The following is a 26,036-nucleotide window of genomic DNA, read 5'->3' as shown; positions in this document are numbered from 1 at the left end:
CCATGGCCGCTGAGAAGATGTCCCTCGCGAAGGCGCTCAACGAGTCGCTGCGCAAGGCTCTCGAAACCGACCCCAAGGTCCTCATCATGGGTGAGGACGTCGGCAAGCTCGGCGGGGTCTTCCGCATCACGGACGGCCTTCAGAAGGACTTCGGCGAGGACCGGGTCATCGACACCCCGCTCGCCGAGTCCGGCATCGTCGGTACGGCGATCGGCCTGGCCCTGCGCGGCTACCGCCCGATCGTCGAGATCCAGTTCGACGGCTTCGTCTTCCCCGCGTACGACCAGATCGTCACGCAGCTCGCGAAGATGCACGCCCGCAGCCTCGGCAAGATCAAGCTGCCCGTGGTCATCCGCATCCCGTACGGCGGCGGCATCGGTGCCGTCGAGCACCACAGCGAGTCGCCCGAGGCGCTGTTCGCGCATGTGGCGGGCCTGAAGGTCGTCTCGCCGTCCAACGCGAGCGACGCCTACTGGATGATGCAGCAGGCCGTCCAGAGTGATGACCCGATCATCTTCTTCGAGCCCAAGCGGCGTTACTGGGACAAGGGGGAGCTCGACACCGAGTCCATCCCCGGCCCGCTCCACAAGGCCGCCGTGGCCCGTGAGGGCTCCGACCTCACGCTCGTCGCGTACGGCCCGATGGTGAAGGTCTGCCTGGAGGCCGCAGCCGCGGCACAGGAGGAGGGCAAGTCGATCGAGGTCCTCGACCTGCGGTCGATGTCCCCGATCGACTTCGACGCCGTGCAGACCTCGGTCGAGAAGACCGGCCGGCTGGTGGTGGTCCACGAGGCACCGGTCTTCTACGGGTCCGGGGCCGAGATCGCGGCCCGGATCACCGAGCGCTGCTTCTACCATCTCGAAGCGCCGGTGCTGCGGGTCGGCGGCTACCACGCGCCCTACCCGCCGGCCCGGCTCGAGGACGAGTACCTGCCGGGTCTCGACCGGGTGCTCGACGCCGTCGACCGCTCGCTGGCGTTCTGAGGAGAGGGTTCGTGACGACGATGACCGAAACGTCTGCTCGTTTCCGTGAGTTCAAGATGCCCGACGTGGGCGAGGGACTGACCGAGGCCGAGATCCTCAAGTGGTTCGTCCAGCCCGGTGACACCGTCACCGACGGCCAGGTCGTGTGCGAGGTCGAGACCGCCAAGGCCGCGGTGGAGCTGCCGATCCCGTTCGACGGGGTGGTGCACGAGCTGCGCTTCCCCGAGGGCACCACCGTCGACGTCGGTGAAGTGATCATCGCGGTGGACGTGGCGCCCGGCAGCGGTGACGCCCCGGCGGCTCCCGAAGCCGCGCGCGAGCCCGTCCGGCAGCCCGAGCCGGAAGCCCCCAAGGCCCGGCAGCCGGTGCTCGTCGGTTACGGCGTGTCCGAGGCATCCACCAAGCGCCGCGCCCGCAAGGCTGTCGAGGTCCCCGGCCCGGCCGCTGCCGCGATCCAGGCCGAGATGAACGGACACGGCGCCGTCGTCCCGGAGAGCCGGCCGCTCGCCAAGCCGCCGGTGCGCAAGCTCGCGAAGGACCTGGGCATCGACCTCGCGACGGTCACCCCGACCGGCGACGGCGGCGTCATCACCCGTGAGGACGTCCACGCGGCGGCCGCACCGGTGGCTGCCCCCGCCGAGGCTCCCGCGCGGACCGAGGCGGCCCCCTCCGCACCCGTGGCCGTACCGGTGGCTCAGCCGACGGCGGGCGCCCGGGAGACGCGTGTCCCGGTCAAGGGCGTGCGCAAGGCCATCGCGCAGGCCATGGTCGGCAGCGCCTTCACCGCGCCGCACGTCACCGAGTTCGTGACCCTCGACGTGACCCGCACGATGAAGCTCGTCGCGGAGCTCAAGGAGGACAAAGACATGGCGGGGGTCCGGGTCAACCCGCTCCTGATCATCGCCAAGGCCCTCCTGGTCGCGATCAAGCGCCACCCCGAGATCAACGCCGCCTGGGACGAGGCCAACCAGGAGATCGTCCAGAAGCACTACGTCAACCTGGGTATCGCCGCCGCCACCCCGCGCGGTCTGATCGTGCCGAACATCAAGGACGCGCACGACAAGACCCTGCCCCAGCTCGGCGAGGCACTGGGCGAGCTGGTCTCCACGGCACGGGAGGGCAGGACGTCCCCCGCCGCCATGGCGGGCGGCACGGTGACCATCACGAACGTCGGCGTCTTCGGCGTCGACACCGGTACGCCGATCCTCAACCCGGGCGAGTCCGCGATCCTCGCGGTCGGGGCGATCAAGCTCCAGCCCTGGGTCCACAAGGGCAAGGTGAAGCCCCGCCAGGTGACCACCCTGGCGCTCTCCTTCGACCACCGCCTGGTCGACGGCGAGCTCGGCTCGAAGGTCCTCGCGGATGTCGCGGCGATCCTGGAGCAGCCGAAGCGGCTGATCACCTGGGCGTAGTCGCCCCTGCGGGTACGTGTACGAGATGGGCCCGCGCGGTGCGTGCGCGGGCCCATCGGCATACGCGCCCGCGACGACGGTGCGTGCGACTACGCTGCGAACATGCGGCGTCACCCGGCGCGTTCACCCGAGGAGGCTTCCTGTGTCATCGAGTTGCGACCCCCAGTACGCTCCCGCCGGCGATGTGGGCGCAGCGCTGATGATGATCGACTCGCGGCTCAAGTCCATTCGCGACGGCAGCACCGCGAGCGACCTCGAACAGCGGGCCCTGACGGAACAGGTCGTGGCCTCGCTGGGACCCGGGGGTGCCGAGGAGGTGCTGGACGGCACGTGCACGATCATCTACATGTTCATGACCTGGCTGCGGCAGGCTCATGAAGCGGAGGACAAGGACGTCATCGAGTACGTCGTGCCCACCCTCGTGGCCACGCTGCGCCGGATGCCCAGGAGTATCCGTCCCGAGGCCATCCCCACCATGGCCGGCCTGGTCGTCGCCGCGGGCACGGGCCTGAGTCCCAACCTGTGGCGCAGGCAGTACGGGGACTGGACCGAGGAGGAGATGAACCCCCTGGAAGCCACCGCGTTCCTGCTCGCGGAGCACATCAACCGCATCACGGACGACCCGGACTTCGCCACCCGCACGATCGCCTCGGCGCTGTCCCTCGCGGAGGAGGGTGCCTGAGCCGCCGTTCCGCGGTCATCGCACGGTGAGTTCGGCGAACACGGTCTTGCCGACGGTGCGAGGCTCGACGCCCCAGCGGTCGGCGAGCCGGGCGACGACGATCAGCCCGCGCCCGTAGCAGTCGTCGGCCCCCGGTGCACGCGGTCCGGGCAGCCGCTCCCCGCGCGGATCGCTGACCTCGACGCGGAGCACGGCCGGGGTGAGGGTGAGGCGCACCCGGAAGAGCCGGCCCCGCATGCACCCGTGCAGCAACGCGTTGGTCGCCAACTCGCTGACCAGCAGCGAGGCTTCATCGGCGAGATGAGGATGCCCCCACTCCGCGACGAGGCGCGCCGCTCGTCGGCGGCAGAGGGTGACGCTGCGGGCGGTGGGTGTGTAGTCGAGGCGGTCCTCGTGAAGTACGGGGTCGGGGCCGGTTTCCTCTTGGGCTGCGGTCATGCTCGCGTGCCTCCGGTGAGAGCGGGCGGTGGCAATGCCGTCACCTGCGCAGGGCAGGGCGGTGCGCTTCCGCCGCGGGGGTACCGCTGTGTGAGCGGCTCGGTGCTGAACGTAGTCACTGCCAATGCCCTGACACAATCTCTCAGAGATATTTATCCCCGACCGAGTGATTGTGTGCCGGAGGATCGGCGATTGCACACTGTCCTCGACAACAGGAGGTGTGAACGGTGCCGAAGTCGCGCGTCGACCTGGGGAACCGTGTGTCTACAGTCCTGGCCCGCCAGTTGGGTAACCAATTACTGGAACTCCGGGAAGCGGCCGGCCTGAACCAGACGCAGGCTGCGATGGCCCTCAGCGCCCAGGCGGCCAAAGTGGCCAAGATGGAGCGTGGGTGGGTCCCGTTCCGGGACCCTGATGTCATCGCGCTCTGCCGCGTGTACGGGATCGACGACCCGCGTGTGGTTGAGGGCATGCTCCAGTTGGCCAAGCTGGACCGGGAGCGGCGCAAGGCCAAGGGCTGGTGGGTCACCGAGCTCACACCAGGAAGCTTGCGTGAGTACATCGCGATGGAGGACGTCGCTCTCCGGTTGCGGACATGGCAGCTTGCCCTGATTCCAGGGCTGTTCCAGACGCCCGAGTACATGAGGGCCCTCGCGGTGGCCGCTGTTTCACCCGACCGTATCGAGGAGATCGAGCACCTGGTCGATGTGCGCTTGCGGCGCCAGCGGCGCCTGCATGGTGACAGCCCTCTGCGCGTACACGCGGTGATCTGGGAGGCGGCGCTACGTCAGATGATCGGCGGCTCGGAGGTCATGCGCCAGCAGCTGCGCCACCTGTGCGAGCTGATGGGAGCGCCCAACATCGACGTGCAAGTGCTCCCATTCCGAGCGGGGGTGCACTCCTGCGGTGGTGGGCCCTTCAACATCCTCTCGTTCGCGGAGCAAGGTGCGGTGGACGTGGTGCACATGGACGGCCTGCGCTCGACCAACTGGGTCGAGGGCGCAGAGGAGAGCGCCGCCTACACTGAACTCTTCGCGCGCACTTGTGCGACGAGCCTGTCGCCGTACGACTCGTTGCGATTCATACAGAGCATCGCCAAGGGGATGGACGAGTGAGCGAGTTTCACTTCCGGAAGGCAAGCCGCAGCGAGCCGAATGGCGAGTGTGTGGAGGTCGGTCTCAACGTCCGCGATGCCGTCGCTGTCCGTGACTCCAAGCGGCCCGAGGGGCCTGTGCTGACTGTCGCTCCGGCGGCGTGGGTGGCCTTCACGGCCGACCTCCGCCGGCAGCCGTAGCAACGGCAGAGGGCCCCGCCCGCGCGTCGCGCGGGCAGGGCCCGTGTCCGTACCGCAGGGCTACTTCTTGAAGCCGTAGTCCAGCAGCTTCTTCGCGTCGGTCGTCCGGTTGGCCGCGGACGTCGAGGTGAGGACGGTACCGATGAGGGTCTTGCCGTTGCGGGTCGCGGCGAAGACCAGGCAGTACTTGGCCGACGGGCCCGAGCCGGTCTTCACGCCGATCGCGCCGCTGTAGCCGCCGAGCAGCGGGTTGGTGTTGGACCACGACATGTAGCGGTAGCCGCCGCTCTTCGTCGTGACCTTCTGCTTGGTCGACTTCGTCTTCACGATCGCGCGGAACGTCGAGTTCTTCATCGCGCTGGCGGCGATCTTCGTCAGGTCGCGCGGCGTGGAGTAGTTCGAGCCGCTGCCGATGCCGTCGAAGGAGTCGAAGCGGGTGTTCTTCAGGCCGAGGCTCTTCGCGGAGGCGTTCATCTTGCCGATGAAGGACTTCACCCGGGCCGCGCGTGTGGAGCCGGAGCCGAACTTGTCGGCGAGGGCGTATGCGGCGTCGCAGCCGGACGGCAGCATCAGGCCGTACAGGAGCTGACGGACCGTGACCTTGTCGCCGACGATCAACCGGGCCGACGAGGCGGTGTTCTTGACGATGTAGTCGCTGTACGCCTTCTGGATCGTGACCTTGGAATCAAGGTTCAGGTTCTTCTGGGCCAGCACCACCTTGGCGGTCATGATCTTCGTCGTGGAGCCGGTGGAGCGGCGGGTGTCCGCCGCCTTGCCGTACAGCGCCTTCGACGTACCGCTGTTCATCACGAAACCGCCCTTGGCGGTGATCGAGGGCGTCGGCGGTGCCGCCGCCTGAGCCGTGGAGGCCAGCGCGCTGCCCGCGAGGACGGCACTCGCGGTGAGGGCCACCGTGGCGGAAACGCTCGCCCGATTCATGCCCTTGAGACCAAGTTTCAAGTCGAACACTCCAAATGCACCTGAAATGCGGCTACATGGGGCGCCGCTCGGTGGTGAGACTCGTGAGATGACCGGATGGATGTGCTCACGTACGGGTGAATGTGTCGAAGAGGATAGTCGGTCAGCTGTACGACGTGAGCAGCTCGTCCAGTGTCCGGATCGTGGCCTGGACGTCGGAGGTGCGGGCTGTCCTGCGGAGGTGGAAGTCCAGGGCCTGTACGTACCCGCCCGGCCTGCGGGCGGGGCGGACACCGTCCGTGCCGGAGGCCCGTGGCGTTCCAGGATCCGGACGGGCGCCCGCATGGGTGCATGTTGTATCTATGCTGTGTGCATGCCTGCCGCACCCCCTGCCGCCCGTAAGGCGGATCCCAAGCCTCCGCCCGCCGCCGAGCGCGTCTACACCCACATCAAGGAGGCGGTCCTCGACCGCCGCTACGAGGGTGGGACCTTCCTCACCGAAGGAGACCTGGCCGAGGCCGTCGGCGTATCACGGACCCCGGTGCGGGAGGCGCTGCTGCGCCTCGAGGTCGAAGGGCTGATCAAGCTCTACCCGAAGAAGGGCGCGCTGGTGCTCGCGGTCTCCGCGCAGGAGATCTCCGACGTGGTGGAGACCCGGCTGCTGGTGGAGGAGTTCGCCGCACGCAAGGCCGTGCCCGCGCCGGCGCAGCTGATCGCCCGGCTCGAACAGCTCCTGGAGGAGCAGCGGGAGCTCGCCGAGGCGGGCGATCTGGCAGCGGTGTCCGTCAAGGACCGCTGCTTCCACGCCGAGATCGTGAAGAACGCGGGCAACGAGATCCTGTCCCGGCTCTACGACCAGCTCCGCGACCGGCAGCTGCGGATGGGCGTGGCCGTGATGGAGGCGCACCCCGGCAGGATCGCCGCCAACATCACCGAGCACGGTGAGCTGCTGGACGCGATCAGGTCAGGTGACGCCGAAGGCGCCGCGCAGGTCGTGCGGCGCCACGTCAGCCGGGTCAAGGTGCTGGTCCGGGGTGATGACCGATGAGCTCGGCCGCCCCCACCCTGTCGCTGCCCGGTGACCCGCCCGGCGGCCGGCGTGCCCTGTGGATCTGGGGCATCGGTGTCGCCGTCTACTTCGTCGCGATCATCTTCCGTACGAGCCTGGGTGTCGCCGGACTCGACGCCGCCGACCGGTTCGAGGTCAACGCCTCCGCCCTGTCGACGTTCTCCATCCTCCAGCTGCTCGTCTACGCCGGGATGCAGATACCCGTCGGCCTCATGGTCGACCGCCTGGGCACGAAGAAGGTCCTCACCATCGGGGTGGTGCTCTTCACCCTGGGGCAGCTGGGCTTCGCGCTCTCCCCGTCGTACGGCATGGCGCTCGCGTCCCGCGCGCTGCTCGGCTGCGGTGACGCGATGACGTTCATCAGCGTGCTGCGGCTCGGCGCCAGGTGGTTCCCCGCCCGGCGCGGACCGCTGATCGGACAGGTGACCGGGCTCTTCGGGATGGCGGGCAACCTCGTCTCGACCCTCTTCATCGCCCGCGCGCTGCACGGGTTCGGCTGGACCACGACCTTCGTCGGCAGCTCGCTGGCGGGTGTGGTGGTGCTGGTACCGCTGCTGCTCTTCCTCAAGGACCACCCCGAGGGGCACGAGCCCCCGCCCGCGGAGCGAGCCGGAGCGGCGTACGTGCGGAAGCAGATCGCCGCCTCCTGGCGGGAGCCGGGGACCCGCCTGGGCATGTGGGTGCACTTCACCACACAGTTCCCCGCGATGGTCTTCCTGCTGCTGTGGGGCATGCCGTTCCTGGTCGAGGCGCAGGGGCTGAGCAGGGGCACGGCAGGCGAGCTGCTGACGCTGGTGGTGCTCTCCAACATGGTGGTGGGGCTCGTCTACGGCCAGATCATCGCCCGTCACCACGCGGCACGTGCCCCGCTGGCCCTGGGCACGATCGCGATGACCGCGCTGCTCTGGGCGTCCACGATCTTCTACCCGGGCGACCACGCGCCGATGTGGCTGCTGATCACCCTGTGCGTGGTGCTCGGCTCCTGCGGCCCGGCCTCGATGATCGGCTTCGACTTCGGCCGCCCGGCGAATCCGCCGGAACGCCAGGGCACCGCTTCGGGCATCGTCAACATGGGCGGCTTCGTCGCCTCGATGACGACGCTCTTCGCGGTCGGTGTCCTGCTGGACGCGACGGGGGACGACTACCGCATCGCGTTCGCCTCGGTCTTCGTCCTGGAGGTGCTCGGCGTCGTGCAGATCCTGCGGCTGCACGCCGGTGCCACGCACCGCGAGCGGGACCACCACGTCGTGAGCCGGGTCGAAGCCGTGCACGTGCCCGTCTGACGGCGCCCCCGGCGGCGCGCCCGTCCCGGTCCGTACACGGGCGGGCGCCGCCGGTCGCAGCGCTGTGGGGCCGGGGTCCTACGGGGTCACGGCGAAGTTGCGCAGGATCTCGGCCGCCAGGGCCTGGTCGCCCTCGACCTTGACCAGGTCCTCCACGGCCTGTGCCCGGACCCGGCCGCAGGCCAGCCGGTAGTACGTCTCCCAGTCCATCGCCAGGGTCGCCGCGGGCCCCAACGACGGGGAGCCGTCGACCGAGCCGTGGCCCTCGCCGTCGACCCTGACCGTGCGCAGGAACTCCAGCGGGCCGTGCACATCGAAGACGACGGCCGAATGGGGCGGCGCGCCCGCGTCCTTGGCGACCACCTTCGCCAGCCCGACCAGCAGCGTGTCCCGGACGATCAGTGCACCGGGGGAGTCCAGGTTGCCGGGCTGCCCCAGCGTCGTACGCAGGTCCTGTTCGTGCACCCAGACGTCGAAGGCCCGCATGCGCAGTGCCAGTTCCAGCGTCTGCTCGGCGCCCAGCGGCGCCCGCACCATGGTCTCGGGTGCCCGTGACTCGTTGCGCAGCTGACGCATGCGCCGGATGAGCGTGTACTCCAGCTCCGAGGTCATCTCCGGCGCCGTGTGGTGGCGCCGTACGTCGACCTGCATCTCCATGTAGCGCTGGTGGTCGTTCTGCACGTGGTAGAGGTCGCGCGGCAGGGTGTGGATCGGGCGGGGGTCGCCGAGCTGCTCGCACTCCATGCCGATGACGTGCGAGACGATGTCGCGCACCGACCAGCCCGGGCAGGGCGTCCGGCGGTTCCACTCCCCCTCGGCGAGCGGCTTGACCAGCTCGGATATCGACTCGATGGAGTGGGTCCAGGCATCGGCATAGGTCTGGAGGCTGGGATGGACGGTCACGGGACCCCTCGTGCGGTTCTGCGGTGCATGGGCTGGAGAGCAGGGAGTGCCGGACGGGACGGCCGGCACCGGAGGTGCGGTCTGCGGTCTGCGGTCTGCGATCTGCGTGGGGAGTTCGTTCGCTAAGTTACGCTGCGAGCAGGCACCCCGGCAGTGCTTTCGTGTGACGATCGTAGGCCCGCGTTGACGGCTTCCATGCCAGGACGGTGGTAGTGTGCACGCCTCCCTCATCCAGATCGCAGTAAACCCGGATGAATCGGTCAATTCCCGTAGAGAGCGCGCGGCTTCACTCGTCGCGGCCCAGCGGGGTGCGGACCTGGTCGCACTTCCCGAGCTCTGGCCGGTCGGTGCCTTCGAGTACACCGCGTTCGCCGACGAGGCCGAGCCGCTGCGGGGGCCCACGCACGACGTCATGGCGAAGGCGGCGGCCGACGCCGGGGTCTGGTTGCACGCCGGGTCCTTCGTCGAGCGCGCCGAGGACGGCACCCTCTACAACACCTCGCTGGTGTTCTCGCCCGAGGGCGATCTCGCCGCCGCCTACCGCAAGATCCACCGCTTCGGCTTCGACAAGGGCGAGGCCGTGCTGATGGGGGCCGGTGAGGAGCTCGTCACCGTCGCCCTCCCGGAGACCACGGTCGGCCTTGCCACCTGCTACGACTTGCGCTTCCCCGAGCAGTTCCGAGGGCTCGTCGACGCGGGGGCCGAAACCCTCATCGTCGCGGCCGGCTGGCCCGAGCGGCGCCGCTCGCACTGGACGCTGCTGGCGCAGGCCCGCGCCGTCGAGAACCAGGCGTACGTCCTGGCGGTCGGCTCGGCGGGCACCCACGCGGGGGTCGAGCAGGCGGGTCACAGCATCGTCGTCGACCCCTGGGGCGAGGTGCTGGCCGAGGCCGGGGCGGCCGAGGAAGTGCTGACCGTGGAGTTCGACCCGACGAGGGTCGCCACCATCAGGGAGCAGTTCCCGGCCCTGAAGGACCGCCGTCTGGGCCTGGCCCGGCGCCGCCTGGCCTGACCCGCGCACCGACCGCCGACGGCCCGGTCACGTTTCACGTGAAACCGGGCCGTCGTTCCGTGGCCGTGTCGTCTCACATCGGCTCGCGTCCTTCAGTCCTCGCCGCGCTCCTTGTCCGCGAGGACGATCACGCACACGGCCACCGCGACGAGCAGGGCCACATCCGCGTCCTCCCGCACGATGTCGATGCCGTACGTGTCGCGGACGGTCAGCCAGCGCCGGGAGATCTGGGCGAGCAGCTCCCCGTCGTAGTCGATGGCGAATTCGCGGTCCAGGACCTTGCCGCTGACGTCCAGCTCCGTGCCCTCCACCAGGTCCACCCGGTAGTGGTTGCGCAGGAGGGAGAGCCGCTTCCGCTTGACCTTGGCGAGCTCCTCGCCGTCGCGCTCGATGATCATGGTGTCGCGCAGGCTGACCAGCTTCTGACGGATCTCCACCAGCACCCGGCCGTCCGCGTCCTTCAGCTCGAAGGTGTCCCGGAGGCGCATGGCCTTGCCGTCGACGAGGAAGAGCTTCCGCCCGTCCGCGTCCTCGATCCAGTAGTCCTCACCGACGCCGAACAGCCGCTCACGTACGAGAAGTCTCATGGATCACAGGTTCCCCGACGCCTCACCGGAATGCGCGCAGGCCACGGTGCTGTTGACTGGTGTCATGACAGCACGTGCACGTGTCCGCGCCCCCGAACTGATCGGCAAGGGCGGCTGGCTCAATACAGGCGACCGGCAGTACACCCTTGCTGACCTGCGGGGACGCATCGTCATCCTGGATTTCTGGACCTTCTGCTGTGTGAACTGTCTGCATGTGCTCGACGAGCTGCGTGAGCTGGAGGAGAAGCACCGCGACACGGTGGTGATCATCGGTGTCCACTCCCCGAAGTTTGTGCACGAGGCGGAGCACCAGGCCGTCGTCGACGCCGTCGAGCGGTACGAGGTGCACCACCCCGTCCTCGACGACCCCGAGCTCGCCACCTGGAAGCAGTACGCCGTCCGGGCCTGGCCCACGCTCGTCGTCGTCGACCCCGAGGGCTATGTCGTGGCCCAGCACGCCGGTGAGGGACACGCCCACGCCATCGAGAAGCTGGTCGAGGAGCTGGAGACCGAGCACGCGGCGAAGGGCACGCTGCGCCGAGGTGACGGTCCGTACATCGCTCCCGAGCCGGTCGCCACGCACCTGCGGTTCCCGGGCAAGGCGCTCGCGCTCCCCGACGGCGGCCTCCTGGTCTCCGACACCACCCGCCACCGTCTGGTCGAGCTCGACGCCGACGGGGAGACCGTGCGGGGCCACTACGGCAGTGGCGAGCGTGGGTTCGTGGACGGCGGCAGGGACGGGGCGCGGTTCAGCGAACCGCAGGGCCTCGCCTTCCTGCCGGACGGCCGGATCGCGGTCGCGGACACGGTCAACCACGCGATCAGGGCCCTCGACCTCGCGACGGGCGTGACGACCACGCTCGCCGGCACGGGCCGTCAGTGGTGGCAGGGCTCCGCCACCAGTGGCCCCGCCACGGAGGTGGACCTGTCCTCACCGTGGGACATCGCCTGGTTCGGCGACCGCCTGTGGATCGCCATGGCCGGAGTGCACCAGCTGTGGACCTACGACCCCGAGCAGGGCACGGTGCGGGTCGCCGCCGGCACGACGAACGAGGGTCTCGTCGACGGGCCGGGCGCCGAGGCGTGGTTCGCGCAGCCGTCCGGTCTCGCCGCGGCCGGGGACCGGCTCTGGGTCGCCGACTCCGAGACATCCGCGCTGCGGTACGTGGACGTGGAGGGCGCCGTCCACACGGCCGTCGGCACCGGCCTCTTCGACTTCGGCCACCGGGACGGACCCGCAGGACAGGCGCTGTTCCAGCACCCGCTGGGTGTCACGGCGCTGCCTGACGGTTCGGTCGCCGTCAGCGACACCTACAACCATGCGCTGCGCCGCTTCGACCCGGAGACCGGCGAGGTCACGACGCTCGCCACGGACCTGAGGGAGCCGAGCGACGCGGTGCTCCTGGACGGCGACCTGGTCGTCGTCGAATCCGCGCGGCACCGGCTGACCCGGCTGAGGCTCCCCGAGGAAGCCGTGCGCGTCGCCGACCGCGCCCACCGCACCCAGCGGGCGGCCACCGAGGTCGCCCCCGGCACACTGCGGCTGGACGTGGTCTTCCAGGCACCCGCCGGGCAGAAACTGGACACCCGGTACGGTCCCTCCACCCGGCTGCTGGTCTCCTCGACCCCGCCGGAACTGCTGGCCGAGGGGTCGGGTGCCGGTACGGATCTGAGCCGTGACCTGGTCCTGGCGGACGGGGTCACCGAGGGTGTCCTGCACGTCTCCGCGATGGCGGCGTCCTGCGACGACGACCCGGCGAACGAGTACCCGGCCTGCCATGTGCACCAGCAGGACTGGGGTGTCCCCGTGAAGGTCACCGCCGCAGGAGCCTCCAGGCTCCCGCTGGTGCTGGCCGGGATGGACGAGCAGGGCTGACGGCTTCGGGTGTGCCGTCAGGTCACCGGTAGTGGCGCTCGTCCTCCGAGACGACCGTGGTGGTGGTGGGCGGCACGACCATGCGGCGGCGGCGCGCGATGCTCACATAGACGAAGACCCCGATGAGGCCGACGAGCATCATGATCCAGCCGACCAGGTCGACGTTGACGGTGTCCATCTCCCAGTCCGTGGCGAACGCCAGAATCGCCCCGCCACCTATCAGGAGAATGCATCCTCCGAGTCCCATGACTTCCGCCTCCTCGACGGCCCGGTGATTCCGGGCCGGTGTACCGACCGAGTACCCGGCCCGGCAACCATCATGTCCCGGTGGGGTGTCGAGAAGCGGAGGGCCGGTCAGCCGGCCAGGAACGCCGCGAGGGCGTTCGCCAGCAGATAGGGGTCGTCGGCGCCGCACAGTTCGCGGGCACTGTGCATGGACAGGATCGCGACGCCGATGTCGACGGTCTGGATGCCGTGGCGGGCGGCGGTGATCGGACCGATCGTCGTGCCGCAGGGCATCGCGTTGTTGGAGACGAACGTCTGCCACGGCACGCCCGCCTTCTCGCAGGCGGCCGTGAACACGGCACGGCCGCTGCCGTCCGTCGCGTACCGCATGTTGACGTTGACCTTGAGGATCGGCCCGCCGTTGGCCACCGGGTGGTGCGTCGGGTCGTGGCGCTCGGCGTAGTTGGGGTGGATCGCGTGACCGGTGTCGGAGGAGAGACAGATGGTCCCCGCGAAGGCCCGGGCCCGGTCCTCGTACGAGCCGCCCCGGGCGAACACGGAGCGCTCCAGGACCGTGCCGAGCAGCGGGCCGTCCGCACCGGTGTCGGACTGGGAACCGTTCTCCTCGTGGTCGAAGGCGGCGAGCACGGGGATGTAGGGGATCTCCGCGTCCGGCTGCGCGGCCACGGCGGCGAGCGCGGCGGTCGCGGCGTGCACGGAGAGCAGGTTGTCCATGCGCGGGCCGGCGAGCAGCTCACGGTCCCGGCCGAGATAGGCGGGCGGCTCGACGGGGTGCGGCATCAGGTCCCACCCGGTGACGTCGTCGGCGTCGACGCCCGCCTCCTCGGCGACGAAGCGGATGAGGTCGCCCTCCTCGACCTCGCCGAGCCCCCAGATCGGCTGCATGTGCTTCTGCCGGTCGAGCTTGAGCCCGTCGGTGTTGGCGGACCGGTCCAGGTGCACGGCCAGCTGCGGCACGCGCAGCAGGGGTCGGTCGATGTCGACCAGGCGGTGGGTCCCGTCCCGCAGCGAGATCCGGCCGGCCAGGCCCAGGTCACGGTCGAGCCAGGTGTTGAGGAGTGTTCCGCCGTAGATCTCGACGGCGATCTGGCGCCAGCCGTACGCCCCCGAGTCCGGCAGCGGCTTGACCCGCAGGTTGGGGGAGTCGGTGTGGGCCCCCGCGATCCGGAACGGGGTGTGGGGGGTGGCCCCCTCCGGCACGTACCAGGCCACGATCGCTCCACCGCGCAGGACGTACTTCCCACCCGTGGTGGCGTCCCATGCCGCGGTCTCCTCGACCTCCTGGAAACCGGCCCGAGCCAGCCGGGCCGCGGCGGAGGCCACGGCGTGGTACGGCGAGGGGGAGTCCATCAGGAAGGTCATCAGGTCGTCGGTGTGACCGCGGTCGAAGCGGGCGGGAGATGTGCTCATGCGCCTCACCCTACGACCTGTCCCCGCCGCCCGGACGCGGGACGGCACAAGGGCCCGCGTCTCCCGAAACGCGGAGACGCGGGCCCTCGTGGAACTCCGGCCGATCTGAACGGAAGACCCTAGAACGCGGCCTCGTCCAGCTCCATCAGCGAGTTGTCGACGGCCTCGGCCAGCGCGCGCTCGCCGGAGACGCCCGGCAGGACGTTCGCGGCGAAGAACTTCGCAGCGGCGATCTTGCCCTGGTAGAAGGCGACGTCCTTGGGGGACGCGGTACGCAGCTTCTCGGCGGCCACGACGGCGCCCTTGAGCAGCAGGTAGCCGACGACGACGTCACCGGAGGCCATCAGGAGGCGGGTGGTGTTGAGGCCGACCTTGTAGATGTTCTTGACGTCCTCGCCGGTCGCGGTGAGGTCGGTGATCATCGTGCCGACGATCGCCTCCAGGTCCACCGCGGCCTTGGCGAGGTTGTCCAGCGAGCCGGAGAGCTCCTCGGTGCCGTGGGCGTCCGCGAGGAACTTCTTGATCTCCTCGGAGAGGGCGTTGAGGGAGGCACCCTGGTCGCGGACGATCTTCCGGAAGAAGAAGTCCTGGCCCTGGATCGCCGTCGTGCCCTCGTAGAGGGTGTCGATCTTGGCGTCACGGATGTACTGCTCGACCGGGTACTCCTGGAGGTAACCGGAGCCGCCGAAGGTCTGGAGCGACTGCGCGAGCTGCTCGTAGGACTTCTCGGAGCCGTAGCCCTTCACGATCGGGAGCAGCAGGTCGTTGAGGCCGTTGAGGGCCTTGGCGTCCTCGCCCGCGGCCTCCTGGGCCTGGATCGCGTCCTGGACGGAGGCGGTGTAGAGCACGAGGGAGCGCATGCCCTCGGCGTACGCCTTCTGCGTCATGAGGGAGCGGCGCACGTCGGGGTGGTGCGTGATGGTGACCTTGGGGGCCGTCTTGTCCATGAACTGCGACAGGTCGGTGCCCTGGACGCGCTCCTTGGCGTACTCCAGCGCGTTGAGGTAACCGGCCGACAGGGCGGCGATGGCCTTCGTGCCGACCATCATGCGGGCGAACTCGATGATGCGGAACATCTGGCGGATGCCGTCGTGCTTGTCGCCGATCAGCCAGCCCTTGGCGGGGTGCTGGTCGCCGAAGGTCATCTCGCAGGTGTTGGACGCCTTGAGGCCCATCTTGTGCTCGACGTTCGTCGCGTAGACGCCGTTGCGCTCGCCGAGCTCGCCGGTGGTCCAGTCGAAGTGGTACTTCGGGACCAGGAAGAGGGAGAGCCCCTTGGTGCCCGGGCCCGCGCCCTCGGGGCGTGCCAGCACGTAGTGGAGGATGTTCTCGGACATGTCGTGCTCGCCCGAGGTGATGAAGCGCTTCACACCCTCGATGTGCCAGGAGCCGTCCTCCTGCTCGACCGCCTTCGTGCGGCCGGCGCCGACGTCCGAGCCGGCGTCCGGCTCGGTCAGCACCATCGTCGAGCCCCACTGCTTCTCGACGGCGATCTCGGCGACCTTCTTCTGCGCCTCGTTGCCTTCGTCGAAGAGGATGCCGGCGAAGGCGGGGCCGGAGGAGTACATCCAGACCGCCGGGTTGGAGCCGAGCAGCAGCTCCGCGTAACCCCAGATCAGGGAGCGGGGGGAGGTGGTGCCGCCGATCTCCTCGGGCAGGCCCAGGCGCCAGTACTCGGAGTCCATGAAGGCCTGGTAGGACTTCTTGAAGGAGGCCGGGACGGGCGCGGTGTTCGTCTCGGGATCGAAGACCGGCGGGTTGCGGTCGGCGTCGGCGTACGAGTCGGCGAGCTCGTTCTCGGCGAGGCGGGTGACCTCGTCCAGGATGCTCTTCGCGGTGTCGACGTCCATCTCCGCGAACGGACCGGTGCCGTAGACCTTGTCGCGCCCGAGGACCTCGAAGAGGTTGAACTCGATGTCGCGGAGATTCGACTTGTAGTGCCCCATGGGAAGGCTCCGTAATCAATAGCAGTGGCGCGCAGCGCCCCGTGGAGGAGTGAGGTTCGGGCGACGGACGGCCTGGCGTGGGTGTGACACCTGACCCTTACGATGATGCTACCCGCCAGTAATAAGACGCAACCCCTCAAGGCACAGATGTGTCCGATTACTCTTTGCCGCATGTATGGCTACGACCAGAACCAGGGCGCACAGCAGCAGATGGGCGGCGGCTACGGCGAGCAGCCGTTGTACCCCGAGCCCTCGCCGCCGTCCCTGGCCGACGCGGTACGGGCCTTCACGACCGGTTCGCTCTCCGCGGAGGACTTCCAGCAGATCTTCGCCTCGGCGAAGGTCTACTGCCCGCGTGGCGACAACCCCGGCTTCCTGGCCCTTCACAACACCCAGCAGCCGGTGATCCCCATGTTCACCACGCTCAAGGAGCTCCGGAGGTACGCGGGCAAGGAGTCCAAGTACTTCGTGATCACCGGCGCCGAGGTGATCGACCTGCTGCCGACCGGCTACGGCTTCGTGCTGGACATGGAGGGCGACCACCGCATGGTGTTCGACGCCAAGGCGGTGGAGCAGATGGTGGACTTCGCGATGAGGCGTATGTACGGCTGAGGCCACCCCGGAACCGAGTGACCGGAGGGTCCGCACCCGTGTGGTGCGGGCCCTCGATGCTGTCCGGAGGGGGGTGGGAATGAACGCGGCCTTGCAAGATGTTCACCGTTCAACTAAATTGGGATCAGAAGACTCCCGGAGGTGGCTCCCATGCCCGCAGTGACCGTCGAAAACCCGCTGACCCTGCCGAAGGTCGCGGCCCAGGCCGAGGCCACGGCCCGTCCCGTGCTGACCGTCACCACCGCGCCGAGCGGTTTCGAGGGCGAGGGGTTCCCGGTGCGGCGCGCCTTCGCCGGGATCAACTACCGGCACCTCGACCCGTTCATCATGATGGACCAGATGGGTGAGGTGGAGTACGCCGCCGGTGAGCCCAAGGGCACCCCCTGGCACCCGCACCGCGGCTTCGAGACCGTCACCTACATCATCGACGGCAGCTTCATCCACAAGGACAGCCACGGTGGCGGCGGCGCCATCGAGAACGGTGACACCCAGTGGATGACGGCCGGCAGCGGCCTCCTGCACATCGAGACCCCGCCGGAGGCCCTCGTCATGTCGGGCGGCCTGTTCCACGGCCTCCAGCTCTGGGTGAACCTGCCCAAGGCCGACAAGATGATGGCGCCGCGCTACCAGGACATCCGCGGTGGCCAGGTCCAGCTCCTCGCCTCCCCGGACGGCGGCGCGCTGCTCCGCGTCATCGCCGGTGACCTGGACGGTCACGAGGGCCCGGGCATCACGCACACCCCGATCACCATGGTGCACGCGACGATCAGGCCGGGTGCCGAGGTGACGCTGCCCTGGCGCGAGGAGTTCAACGGCCTCGCGTACGTCCTCGCCGGGCGCGGGAGCGTCGGTGCGGAGCGCCGCCCCGTCCACACCGGCCAGACCGCGGTCTTCGGCAAGGGGTCCTCGCTGACCGTCCGCGCCGACGAGACGCAGGACGGCAACACGCCGGACCTGGAGGTCGTGCTGCTCGGCGGGCGTCCGATCCGTGAGCCCATGGCGCACTACGGGCCGTTCGTGATGAACACCCAGGACGAGCTCCAGCAGGCCTTCGACGACTTCCAGGCCGGCCGCCTGGGCAAGGTCCCCGCCGTCCACGGCATGTGACCGGCCCTGAGGGCGTACGGGTGACGACCCGTCACCCGTACGCCCCGACGGAAGGGACACCGCTCCCGGTCCGTGATCGGGTGGGACGGTGCCTACCCGCAAGCCCCTCCTGCCCGACGCCGCGCGGCGAACGGCCGCCTGGTGCGGTGTCCTGCTCCTCGTCGTCGGCGTCGTGGCGGTGGCCGTCTGGGTGTGTGTCGCGCTCAAGACCGCGGTCACCCCGGTCCTGCTGGCCCTGCTCGGCACCGCGCTCCTCGGCCCCGTCCACCGGTGGCTGACCGCGCACAAGGTGAACCGGTCGGTGGCGGCCGGACTCACCTGCGCCGTGCTCGTGGCAGTGGTCGGCGGCGCCGGATACATCGTCGTCACCGCCCTCGTCGACACCGGCGACCAGATCGTGGCCTCGCTGAAGGACGCCGCCCAGTGGGTCATCGACCATTTCGACATCGCGGGCGTCGCCGACGTGGACGACCTGGCTGACAACGCGAAGAGCCTCGTCGAGAAGTTCGGCGCGAGCGCGGCGGGCGGACTGCTCACCGGCATCAGCCTCATCGGGTCGCTCGTGACCACCGCCGTCCTGGCCCTGCTGCTGACGTTCTTCTTCCTGCGGGACTCCGACCGCGCCGTCCACCTCGCCCACACGGTCGCCCCGCGTGGGACGGGTGACCTCGTAGAGGCCATGGGGCGCAGGGCCTTCGAGGCCGTCGAGGGGTTCATGCGCGGCACCACCTTCATCGCCCTGATCGACGCGCTGTGCATCACGGTCGGCCTGCTGGTCCTGGGTGTGCCGGGCGCGGTGGGGTTGGGCGCGCTGGTCTTCGTCGGTGCCTACATCCCGTACCTCGGGGCCTTCATCTCCGGCGCCGTCGCCGTGCTGGTCGCGCTCGCCGACCGGGGACTCGTGATCGCGCTCTGGGCGCTCGGTGTGGTGCTCGCCGTGCAGGTGCTGGAGGGGCACGTGCTCCAGCCCGTCATCCAGAGCCGGACGGTCCAGATGCACCCCGCCATGATCATGGTCGCGCTGACCGCGGGTGCGAGCGTCGCGGGACTGCTGGGCATGCTCCTGGCGGTGCCGCTGTGCGCCGCGGTGTCCGGGGTGATCGGCGAGCTGCGCAAGGGGTACGGGGCGTCCGACGGCACGGGACGCGCGGTTCCGGAGAGCTCATGAACCGGTGGCCAGTTCCACGGGCTCCGCCGACTCGTACAGCTCGAACCAGATCGATTTCCCCTCGCCCCTCGGATCCACCCCCCAGGCGTCGGCGAGCATCTCCATCAGCACCAGCCCGCGGCCGCTGGACGCCATCTCCCCCGGCCGCCGCTTGTGCGGCAGTTCGTCGCTGGTGTCGGCCACCTCGACCCGCAGCCGCCGAACCCCCTGTTCACCCGTCACCTCCGCGAGGAGCAGCGCGTCCCCGTCGGTGTGGACGAGCACGTTCGTGGACATCTCGGAGACCATCAGCTCCGCGGAGTCGATCTGTTCCGAGTCCGCCCAGTCGTGCAGCAGTTCCCGTAGCTGATGCCGGGCGGCCGCGATGCGCTCGGGCTCCGCCTGGGCGATGGTCATGGCCGAGCGCCGCCCCGGGGTCCTGCGCGTCCGCGTGGCCTCGCGGCGCAGGACCAGGACCGCGATGTCGTCCTCACGACGGTCCGCCAGCGGCCCGGTCGTGTAGTGCGAACCCGGGCCGTGCACGATCCGCACGAGGGCGTCCGCGAGTTCCTCCAGGTCCTCGACGGGCTTCTCCAGGACCGGCCTGAGCCTGGTCCAGCCGGTGGCCATGTCGTGTCCCCCGGTCTCGATGAGTCCGTCCGTGCACAGCATGATCGTCTCGCCGGGCCCCAGGACGACACGGGTCGTCGGGTAGTCGGCGTCCCTCTCGACGCCCAGCGGCAGCCCACCCGCGGTCTGCCGGATCACCGCGGTGCCGTCGACGCTGATCACCACCGGGTCCGGGTGGCCCGCCCTCGCGACGTCGAGGACCCCGGTCTCGGGGTCGACCTCCGCGTACAGGCAGGTCGCGAAGCGCGTCGCCTCGGACGGGCGCTCGCCGTCGTTGAGGCCGTACGTCTCCGCCAGGCCGGCCAGGAAGCGCGAGGCCCGGGAGAGCACCGCGTCGGGGCGGTGGCCCTCGGAGGCGTACGCGTGCAGTGCGATCCGCAACTGGCCCATCAGGCCGGCCGCCCGCACGTCGTGGCCCTGGACGTCACCGATGACGACGGCGATGCGGCCGTTGGGCAGCGGGATCATGTCGTACCAGTCGCCCCCGATCTCCAGGCCGCCTCCCGTCGGGACGTAGCGGGCCGCCACCGCCAGGCCGGGAACGCCGGGGCCCAGGGACGGCCGCATCGCCCTCTGGAGGCCCGTCGACAGCTCGCGCTCGTTGTCGGCGGCCCCCGCCCGGGTCAGCGCCTGTGCCAGCATCCTGGCCACCGTCGCCAGCACGGAGCGCTCGTCCGGCGAGAATTTCACGTTGTGCCGGAATCCGGCCATCCAGGCGCCCATGGTGTGCCCGGACGCGATCAGCGGCAGGAAGGCCCAGGAGCGGCGTCCGAACTCCATGGCGAGCGGCCAGGTGGTCGGGAAGCGCCGCCGGTACTCCTCGGGCGACTCGAGGTAGATCGCCTGGCCGGTCCGTACGACCTCGGCGGCCGGGTAGTCGGTCTCCAGGGACATCTCGGTGAACGGCTTCTCGTCGCCGACGTTGTGCCCGTGGTGCCCGATCACCGTCAGCCGCTCGCCCGAGATGCCGAAGACCGCGAGCCCGTCCGGCGAGAAACCCGGCATGGAGAGCGAGGCGGCGACCCGCATGACCTCCTCGGTGGACCCGGCCTCGGCGAGCGCGCGCCCCGCGTCCAGCAGGAACGCCTCGCGCGACCGCCGCCAGTCGCCGGTGAGCGGGGTCTGCGCCGCATTGGCCTCCGGGGGCTGGGCGACCTCCTGGAGGGTGCCCATCAGTACGTACGTGTGGCGGCCCGGGGTGTCCAGCGGGACCGGCTTGGACCGGGTGCGCACCGTGCGTACGACCGCGCCGTCCTCGTCCATGATCCGCATCCGGGCCTCGGCCACCGTGTCCTCGGCGATCGCGAAGTTCACGACGCCGTCGACCTCGTTCCAGTCGGCGGGGTGGATGCGACGGCGCACCTCGTCGCCGGGGCGGACCGTGGCCTCGGCGGGCAGGCCCACCAGCCGCGCCGCCTCGGCGTCGAACGTGACCATGCCCGATGAGCTGTCCCAGCTCCACAGACCGGTCCCGATCGCAGCCAGGATCTCCTCGGTGCGCATTGCCCTACTTTAGGAAGATTTCCCGCCCTGCCGCCACCGGCGGGCACCGCACGCACGCTGTCCGGCGGAGGCCTTCGGAGACCGTCGCGGGCCGGGCGGGCGGCTCTCGGACAGCCGTACGGCGACAATGCCTATGAAGCGGTACCGCCACGGGCGGTAGCCTGGGGTGTCAATCCACCCCGAACCGCGAAGACTGGATGAACGACGATGCATCGGTACAGGTCCCACACCTGCGGCGAGCTCCGCGCCTCTGACGTCGGCACCGACGTCCGGCTGAGCGGCTGGCTGCACAATCGCCGAGACCTGGGTGGCATCCTCTTCATCGATCTGCGTGACCACTACGGTCTGGTGCAGCTCGTCGCCCGCCCGGGTACGCCCGGCAACGAGGCCCTGGCGAAGCTGACCAAGGAGACCGTCGTCCGGATCGACGGCAAGGTCTCCGCGCGCGGCGCCGACAACGTCAACCCCGAGCTCCCGACCGGTGACATCGAGATCGAGGTCACCGAGGTCGAGGTGCTGGGCGAAGCCGCCCCGCTGCCCTTCACGATCAACACGGAGGACGGGGTCAACGAGGAGCGGCGCCTGGAGTACCGCTTCCTCGACCTGCGCCGCGAGCGCATGCACCGCAACATCATGCTGCGCTCGTCCGTCATCGCCTCCATCCGCTCCAAGATGGTGGCCCTCGGCTTCAACGAGATGGCGACCCCGATCCTCGCCGCGACCTCCCCCGAGGGCGCCCGTGACTTCGTGGTCCCCTCCCGCCTGAACCCGGGCAAGTTCTACGCCCTCCCGCAGGCGCCGCAGCAGTTCAAGCAGCTGCTGATGATCTCCGGCTTCGACCGCTACTTCCAGATCGCGCCCTGTTTCCGCGACGAGGACGCCCGCGCCGACCGTTCGCCCGGCGAGTTCTACCAGCTCGACGTCGAGATGTCGTTCGTCGAGCAGGAGGACGTCTTCCAGCCGATCGAGAAGCTCATGACCGAGCTCTTCGAGGAGTTCGGCAACGGCCGTCACGTGACCTCGCCGTTCCCGCGCATCCCGTTCCGCGAGTCGATGCTGAAGTACGGCAACGACAAGCCGGACCTGCGCGCCCAGCTGGAGCTCGTCGACATCTCCGACATCTTCGCGGACTCGGAGTTCAAGGCCTTCGCCGGCAAGCACGTCCGCGCCCTTCCGGTGCCGGACACCGCGGGCCAGTCCCGGAAGTTCTTCGACGGCCTCGGTGCGTACGCGGTCGAGCACGGCGCCAAGGGCCTCGCCTGGGTCCGCGTCGCCGAGGACGGCACGCTGGCGGGCCCGATCGCCAAGTTCCTCACCGAGTCGGACGTCAAGACCCTCACCGAGCGTCTGTCCCTCGTGCCCGGCCACGCCGTCTTCTTCGGCGCGGGCGAGTTCGACGAGGTCTCCAAGATCATGTCCGTCGTCCGCGTCGAGGCCGCCAAGCGCGCCGGCCACTTCGAGGAGGGCGTCTTCCGCTTCTGCTGGATCGTCGACTTCCCGATGTACGAGAAGGACGAGGACACCGGCAAGATCGACTTCTCGCACAACCCGTTCTCCATGCCCCAGGGCGGCATGAAGGACCTGGAGGAGAAGGACCCGCTCGACATCCTGGCGTGGCAGTACGACATCGTCTGCAACGGCATCGAGCTGTCCTCCGGCGCCATCCGTAACCACGAGCCCGAGGTCATGCTGAAGGCCTTCGCGATCGCCGGTTACGAGGCGGAGACCGTGGAGCGGGAGTTCGCGGGCATGCTGCGCGCGTTCCGCCTCGGCGCCCCGCCGCACGGTGGCATCGCCCCGGGCGTCGACCGCATCGTGATGCTGCTGGCCGACGAGCCGAACATCCGCGAGACGATCGCCTTCCCGCTCAACGGCAACGCCCAGGACCTGATGATGGGCGCCCCGAGCGAGCTGGACGAGACCCGCCTGCGCGAGCTGAACATCCAGCTCCGCAAGCCTGTCGCGGCGGCGAAGGAGAAGGCGGAGGCCAAGGACTCGGTCGCGCGGGACACCGGCGCCAAGTAGGCACCCTCGTTCCGCTTCGGTTCCACGTGAAACAGTCCCCGGCCGCCCGGCCGGGGACTGTTTTCTCTGCGTACGGGTGGACAGAGGGAATTTCCGCACCTTCGTACCCGCCGGGCCGGGTACATCCGGATGGCCCCGGTTCCGGTTCGGCGCAGTCGGGCGCGGAAAAGACTGGCACGGGAAGTGCTCGTCCGCCCCCCACCGAGGAGTTCCGCCCGTGTCCGTCGCGCGTCGCCCGTACGTCCTGCTCGTCCTCCTGCTCCTGCTGGTCATCGGCTGTTCCTCCGGAGCGGTGCAGACCGCCGACCCGGCGGCGCCCCGGGGCGCCGACGGCCCCGGGGCCTCCGCCGTGCAGTCCCGCACGGCGGAACCCCTCCGCCGCCCCTCCGAGATCCCGGGGCTGGGTCCGCAGACCCGGGCGCAGATCCCCGCCACGGCTCGGCAGGCCGTCGTGGTGACCGGGGAGGGCCCCGACTCCAACCGCTCCACGGTCGTGCTCCACAGCTTCGACGACCCCGCTCTCGGCTGGAGACCAGGGGCAGGCCCCTGGCCCGCCCACAACGGCATGCGGGGCTGGACGGACCACCATCTCGCGGACGACCTCAGGTCCCCCGTCGGGGTCTTCGGCCTCACCGACGCGGGCGGCCGGCTGCCCGACCCTGGGGCTCTGCTCCCGTACGACGAAGAGCACCGCTTCTCGGTGACCGGCGAGGGCTTCCTGGGGGAGCCCCTCGAAGGCTCCTTCGACTACGTCGTCGCCATCAACTACAACCGGACCCCGGGCACGAGCCCCCTGGACCGCACCCGGCCGCTCGGCGAGGAGAGGGGCGGCGGCATCTGGATCCACGTGGACCACGGGGGGCCCACCCAGGGCTGCGTCTCGCTCACCGAGGACCGGATGCGGGAGCTGCTGCTCACGCTGGACCCCGCGAAACACCCCGTGATCGTGATGGGGGACGCCGCGTCGCTGGCCCGGTGAAACGCGGACCGGGCGTGGACACATGCCCATAGGCACCCCGGTCCATCTGCTGATCGACCGGGACTCCTGCGAGGTGAAGGCCCACTCACAGCCCCACGGCGTGCGGTACGAGCAGGTGGCCACCGTGCCGTACGGCAAGACCGGACGCTCCCCGACCCGGTGGGGATCGATCTCGACACCGAGCCGCTCAAGATCTGGACGCGCTGACCCGTCACGCGAGGGAGCCCGGGGCCCGATGTGTTCGGGTCCCGGGCTCCTCGACGCGTATGTCGCTTACGCGGGCTTCTCCTCCAGACGCGGGAACAGCACCGCGCCCTTCGTCACCGTCGCGCCCACGGGCAGCTGGCCCCAGCGGCCCGCGTCCTGCACCGGCTGGTCGGCCAGGGCGCCCAGGGACGCCTCGGCCCCCAGGGACTCCCACAGCTTCTGCGAGGTGTCCGGCATCACGGCGTTCAGCAGGACCGCGACACCGCGCAGCGAGTCGGCCGCCGTGTACAGGATGGTCGCGAGGCGGGCCTGGCCCTCCGGCGACGTGTCCTTGGCGACCTTCCAGGGCTCCTGCTCCGTGATGTAGCCGTTGACCTGCTTCACGAAGTCGAAGATCGCCAGGATGCCGCCCTGGAAGTCCAGGTCCTCGCCGATCTTCCGGTCGGCGGCGGCGACAGCCTTGGCCAGGCCCTCCTGGACCGCCTGCTCGGCGTCACCGGGGGCCGTGGCCTCCGGGAGCGCGCCGCCGAAGTACTTGCCGACCATGGCTGCCACGCGCGAGGCGAGGTTGCCGTAGTCGTTGGCGAGCTCCGAGGTGTAGCGGGCGCTGAAGTCCTCCCAGGAGAACGAGCCGTCGCTGCCGTAGGCGATGGCACGCAGGAAGTACCAGCGGTACGCGTCGACACCGAAGTGTGAGGTCAGGTCCTGCGGCTTGATGCCCGTCAGGTTCGACTTGGACATCTTCTCGCCGCCGACCATCAGCCAGCCGTTGGCGACGACCTTGCCGGGCAGCGGCAGGCCCTGCGCCATCAGCATGGCCGGCCAGATGACCGAGTGGAAGCGCAGGATGTCCTTGCCGATCAGGTGCACGTCCGCCGGGAAGGTGCCGTCGAACTTCTCCTGGTTGGCGCCGTAGCCGACCGCCGTCGCGTAGTTGAGCAGCGCGTCGATCCACACGTAGATGACGTGCTTCGGGTCCCACGGGACCGGGACGCCCCAGTCGAAGGTGGAGCGCGAGATCGACAGGTCCTGCAGACCCTGCTTGACGAAGTTCACGATCTCGTTGCGGGCGGACTCGGGCTGGATGAAGCCCGGGTTGGCCGCGTAGAACTCCATGAGCTTCGGGCCGTACTCACTCAGCTTGAAGAAGTAGTTCTCCTCCTTGAGGAGCTCCACCGGCTTCTTGTGGATCGGGCACAGCTTCGTGCCGTCCTCGGCCTCGATGAGGTCACCGGGGAGCTTGTACTCCTCGCAGCCCACGCAGTACGGGCCTTCGTACCCGCCCTTGTAGATCTGGTCCTTGTCGTACAGGTCCTGCACGAACTCCTGCACACGGTCCGTGTGCCGCTTCTCCGTCGTACGGATGAAGTCGTCGTTCGCGATGTTCAGGTGCTCCCAGAGGGGCTTCCAGGCCTCCTCGACGAGCTTGTCGCACCAGGCCTGCGGCGTGACGTCGTTCGCCTCGGCCGTGCGCATGATTTTCTGACCGTGCTCGTCCGTGCCCGTGAGGTACCACACCTTCTCGCCCCGCTGGCGGTGCCAGCGGGTGAGCACGTCGCCTGCGACGGTCGTATAGGCGTGCCCCAGGTGAGGAGCGTCGTTGACGTAGTAAATGGGGGTCGACACGTAGAAACTCTTCACGCCGTCGCCCCCCTGCTTCTCGGATCCGGTGGCCGCCATGGTCGAAATCCTAACGGTCCGTGGGAGATCCACTCACATCGATAACGGGGGCCCCGGCCGCGGAGAGCTTTGCGAAACATCCTTTCC

23 protein-coding genes and 1 pseudogene are annotated in these 26,036 nt (G+C 69.6%); 15 read left to right on the top strand and 9 right to left on the bottom strand.

The features are described from left to right. The first annotated feature begins 2 nt into the window (after positions 1–2). The 3 genes from ABT001_RS10440 (at position 3) to ABT001_RS10430 (ending at position 3,077) form a co-directional block, all read left to right on the top strand. On the top strand, positions 3–983 hold the full coding sequence (locus ABT001_RS10440) for an alpha-ketoacid dehydrogenase subunit beta (RefSeq protein ID WP_351275097.1): 981 nt from the start codon (positions 3–5) through the stop codon (positions 981–983). Positions 984–994: 11 nt separating this feature from the next. Continuing rightward, the gene (locus ABT001_RS10435; protein WP_351275095.1) at positions 995–2,395 is read left to right on the top strand and encodes a dihydrolipoamide acetyltransferase family protein; all 1,401 of its coding nucleotides are present in this window, start codon (positions 995–997) and stop codon (positions 2,393–2,395) included. Between the two features lie 142 nt (positions 2,396–2,537). After that, a complete protein-coding gene (locus ABT001_RS10430) occupies positions 2,538–3,077 on the top strand; it encodes a hypothetical protein (RefSeq protein WP_351275093.1) in 540 nt (179 codons plus the stop codon). Between the two features lie 15 nt (positions 3,078–3,092). Here the strand turns inward: ABT001_RS10430 and ABT001_RS10425 are convergent, their stop codons facing one another. Then, a complete protein-coding gene (locus ABT001_RS10425) occupies positions 3,093–3,515 on the bottom strand; it encodes an ATP-binding protein (RefSeq protein WP_351275091.1) in 423 nt (140 codons plus the stop codon). Between the two features lie 227 nt (positions 3,516–3,742). On the opposite strand from ABT001_RS10425, the gene ABT001_RS10420 reads away from it, so the two are divergent. Together ABT001_RS10420 and ABT001_RS10415 are read left to right on the top strand one after the other, a co-directional pair. Next, positions 3,743–4,630, top strand: coding sequence for a helix-turn-helix domain-containing protein (locus ABT001_RS10420; protein WP_351275089.1), 888 nt, complete (start codon positions 3,743–3,745; stop codon positions 4,628–4,630). Next, positions 4,627–4,809 (top strand): DUF397 domain-containing protein, encoded by a 183-nt coding sequence (locus ABT001_RS10415; RefSeq protein WP_351275088.1) that lies wholly within the window; start codon positions 4,627–4,629, stop codon positions 4,807–4,809. The genes ABT001_RS10420 and ABT001_RS10415 overlap by 4 nt, the downstream gene beginning before the upstream one ends. Positions 4,810–4,869: 60 nt before the next feature. Here ABT001_RS10415 and ABT001_RS10410 read toward each other — a convergent pair whose 3' ends face one another. Then, positions 4,870–5,769, bottom strand: a complete 900-nt coding sequence (locus ABT001_RS10410) for a D-alanyl-D-alanine carboxypeptidase family protein (RefSeq protein ID WP_351275086.1) — start codon at positions 5,767–5,769, stop codon at positions 4,870–4,872. Positions 5,770–6,100: 331 nt separating this feature from the next. On the opposite strand from ABT001_RS10410, the gene ABT001_RS10405 reads away from it, so the two are divergent. Together ABT001_RS10405 and ABT001_RS10400 are read left to right on the top strand one after the other, a co-directional pair. Further along, complete coding sequence (locus ABT001_RS10405; protein ID WP_351275084.1) at positions 6,101–6,775, top strand: GntR family transcriptional regulator; 675 nt, start codon at positions 6,101–6,103, stop codon at positions 6,773–6,775. After that, entirely contained in the window at positions 6,772–8,079 is a 1,308-nt protein-coding gene (locus ABT001_RS10400) for an MFS transporter (RefSeq protein ID WP_351275082.1), read from the top strand. The genes ABT001_RS10405 and ABT001_RS10400 overlap by 4 nt, the downstream gene beginning before the upstream one ends. A 78-nt stretch (positions 8,080–8,157) precedes the next feature. Here the strand turns inward: ABT001_RS10400 and ABT001_RS10395 are convergent, their stop codons facing one another. Beyond that, a complete protein-coding gene (locus ABT001_RS10395; RefSeq protein ID WP_351275080.1) occupies positions 8,158–8,982 on the bottom strand; it encodes a maleylpyruvate isomerase family mycothiol-dependent enzyme in 825 nt (274 codons plus the stop codon). A gap of 214 nt (positions 8,983–9,196) precedes the next feature. On the opposite strand from ABT001_RS10395, the gene ABT001_RS10390 reads away from it, so the two are divergent. Continuing rightward, positions 9,197–9,994 (top strand): carbon-nitrogen family hydrolase, encoded by a 798-nt coding sequence (locus ABT001_RS10390; RefSeq protein WP_351275078.1) that lies wholly within the window; start codon positions 9,197–9,199, stop codon positions 9,992–9,994. 92 nt (positions 9,995–10,086) lie between these two features. On the opposite strand, the gene ABT001_RS10385 is transcribed toward ABT001_RS10390, so the two are convergent. Then, entirely contained in the window at positions 10,087–10,581 is a 495-nt protein-coding gene (locus ABT001_RS10385; RefSeq protein ID WP_351275076.1) for an LURP-one-related/scramblase family protein, read from the bottom strand. Positions 10,582–10,645: 64 nt separating this feature from the next. Here ABT001_RS10385 and ABT001_RS10380 point away from each other — a divergent pair, with 64 nt between their 5' ends. Next, positions 10,646–12,457: an NHL domain-containing thioredoxin family protein gene (locus tag ABT001_RS10380; RefSeq protein ID WP_351275074.1), complete on the top strand. Its 1,812-nt coding sequence runs from the start codon at positions 10,646–10,648 to the stop codon at positions 12,455–12,457. Between the two features lie 22 nt (positions 12,458–12,479). Here the strand turns inward: ABT001_RS10380 and ABT001_RS10375 are convergent, their stop codons facing one another. The 3 genes from ABT001_RS10375 to ABT001_RS10365 all read right to left on the bottom strand — a co-directional run bounded on the left by ABT001_RS10375 (position 12,480) and on the right by ABT001_RS10365 (position 16,059). Next, positions 12,480–12,704 carry a DUF6458 family protein gene (locus ABT001_RS10375; protein ID WP_351275072.1) on the bottom strand — a complete coding sequence of 75 codons (225 nt, stop codon included), beginning with the start codon at positions 12,702–12,704 and terminating at the stop codon, positions 12,480–12,482. A 107-nt stretch (positions 12,705–12,811) separates the two neighbouring features. After that, complete coding sequence (locus ABT001_RS10370; protein WP_351275070.1) at positions 12,812–14,113, bottom strand: M18 family aminopeptidase; 1,302 nt, start codon at positions 14,111–14,113, stop codon at positions 12,812–12,814. Positions 14,114–14,232: 119 nt separating this feature from the next. Next, a complete protein-coding gene (locus ABT001_RS10365; protein ID WP_351275068.1) occupies positions 14,233–16,059 on the bottom strand; it encodes an acyl-CoA dehydrogenase in 1,827 nt (608 codons plus the stop codon). Between the two features lie 171 nt (positions 16,060–16,230). On the opposite strand from ABT001_RS10365, the gene ABT001_RS10360 reads away from it, so the two are divergent. The 3 genes from ABT001_RS10360 to ABT001_RS10350 all read left to right on the top strand — a co-directional run bounded on the left by ABT001_RS10360 (position 16,231) and on the right by ABT001_RS10350 (position 18,946). Continuing rightward, a complete protein-coding gene (locus tag ABT001_RS10360) occupies positions 16,231–16,671 on the top strand; it encodes an SseB family protein (RefSeq protein WP_351275066.1) in 441 nt (146 codons plus the stop codon). Between the two features lie 150 nt (positions 16,672–16,821). Then, complete coding sequence (locus ABT001_RS10355) at positions 16,822–17,778, top strand: pirin family protein (RefSeq protein ID WP_351275064.1); 957 nt, start codon at positions 16,822–16,824, stop codon at positions 17,776–17,778. 88 nt (positions 17,779–17,866) lie between these two features. Beyond that, on the top strand, positions 17,867–18,946 hold the full coding sequence (locus ABT001_RS10350) for an AI-2E family transporter (protein ID WP_351275063.1): 1,080 nt from the start codon (positions 17,867–17,869) through the stop codon (positions 18,944–18,946). Here ABT001_RS10350 and ABT001_RS10345 read toward each other — a convergent pair. Further along, complete coding sequence (locus ABT001_RS10345) at positions 18,941–21,058, bottom strand: SpoIIE family protein phosphatase (RefSeq protein ID WP_351275061.1); 2,118 nt, start codon at positions 21,056–21,058, stop codon at positions 18,941–18,943. The two genes, ABT001_RS10350 and ABT001_RS10345, sit on opposite strands and share 6 nt — an antisense overlap. A gap of 207 nt (positions 21,059–21,265) precedes the next feature. Between ABT001_RS10345 and aspS the strand changes: the two genes are divergently transcribed. The 3 genes and pseudogenes from aspS to ABT001_RS10330 form a co-directional block, all read left to right on the top strand. Further along, on the top strand, positions 21,266–23,083 hold the full coding sequence (gene aspS / locus ABT001_RS10340) for an aspartate--tRNA ligase (RefSeq protein ID WP_351275059.1): 1,818 nt from the start codon (positions 21,266–21,268) through the stop codon (positions 23,081–23,083). Between the two features lie 217 nt (positions 23,084–23,300). Continuing rightward, positions 23,301–24,062 carry a hypothetical protein gene (locus ABT001_RS10335; protein WP_351275057.1) on the top strand — a complete coding sequence of 254 codons (762 nt, stop codon included), beginning with the start codon at positions 23,301–23,303 and terminating at the stop codon, positions 24,060–24,062. 31 nt (positions 24,063–24,093) lie between these two features. After that, positions 24,094–24,269 (top strand): annotated as a pseudogene (locus ABT001_RS10330) (Uma2 family endonuclease); the annotation flags it as partial. A 66-nt stretch (positions 24,270–24,335) separates the two neighbouring features. Here ABT001_RS10330 and metG read toward each other — a convergent pair. Then, positions 24,336–25,949, bottom strand: a complete 1,614-nt coding sequence (gene metG / locus ABT001_RS10325) for a methionine--tRNA ligase (protein WP_351275055.1) — start codon at positions 25,947–25,949, stop codon at positions 24,336–24,338. Positions 25,950–26,036: the final 87 nt, after the last annotated feature.

Origin of the sequence: Streptomyces sp. NPDC002793, from assembly GCF_040295485.1 — a bacterium.
Lineage (GTDB): Bacteria > Actinomycetota > Actinomycetes > Streptomycetales > Streptomycetaceae > Streptomyces.
The sequence above is the reverse complement of the archived record's forward strand: the minus strand, read 5'-3'. Positions and strand labels throughout refer to the sequence as shown.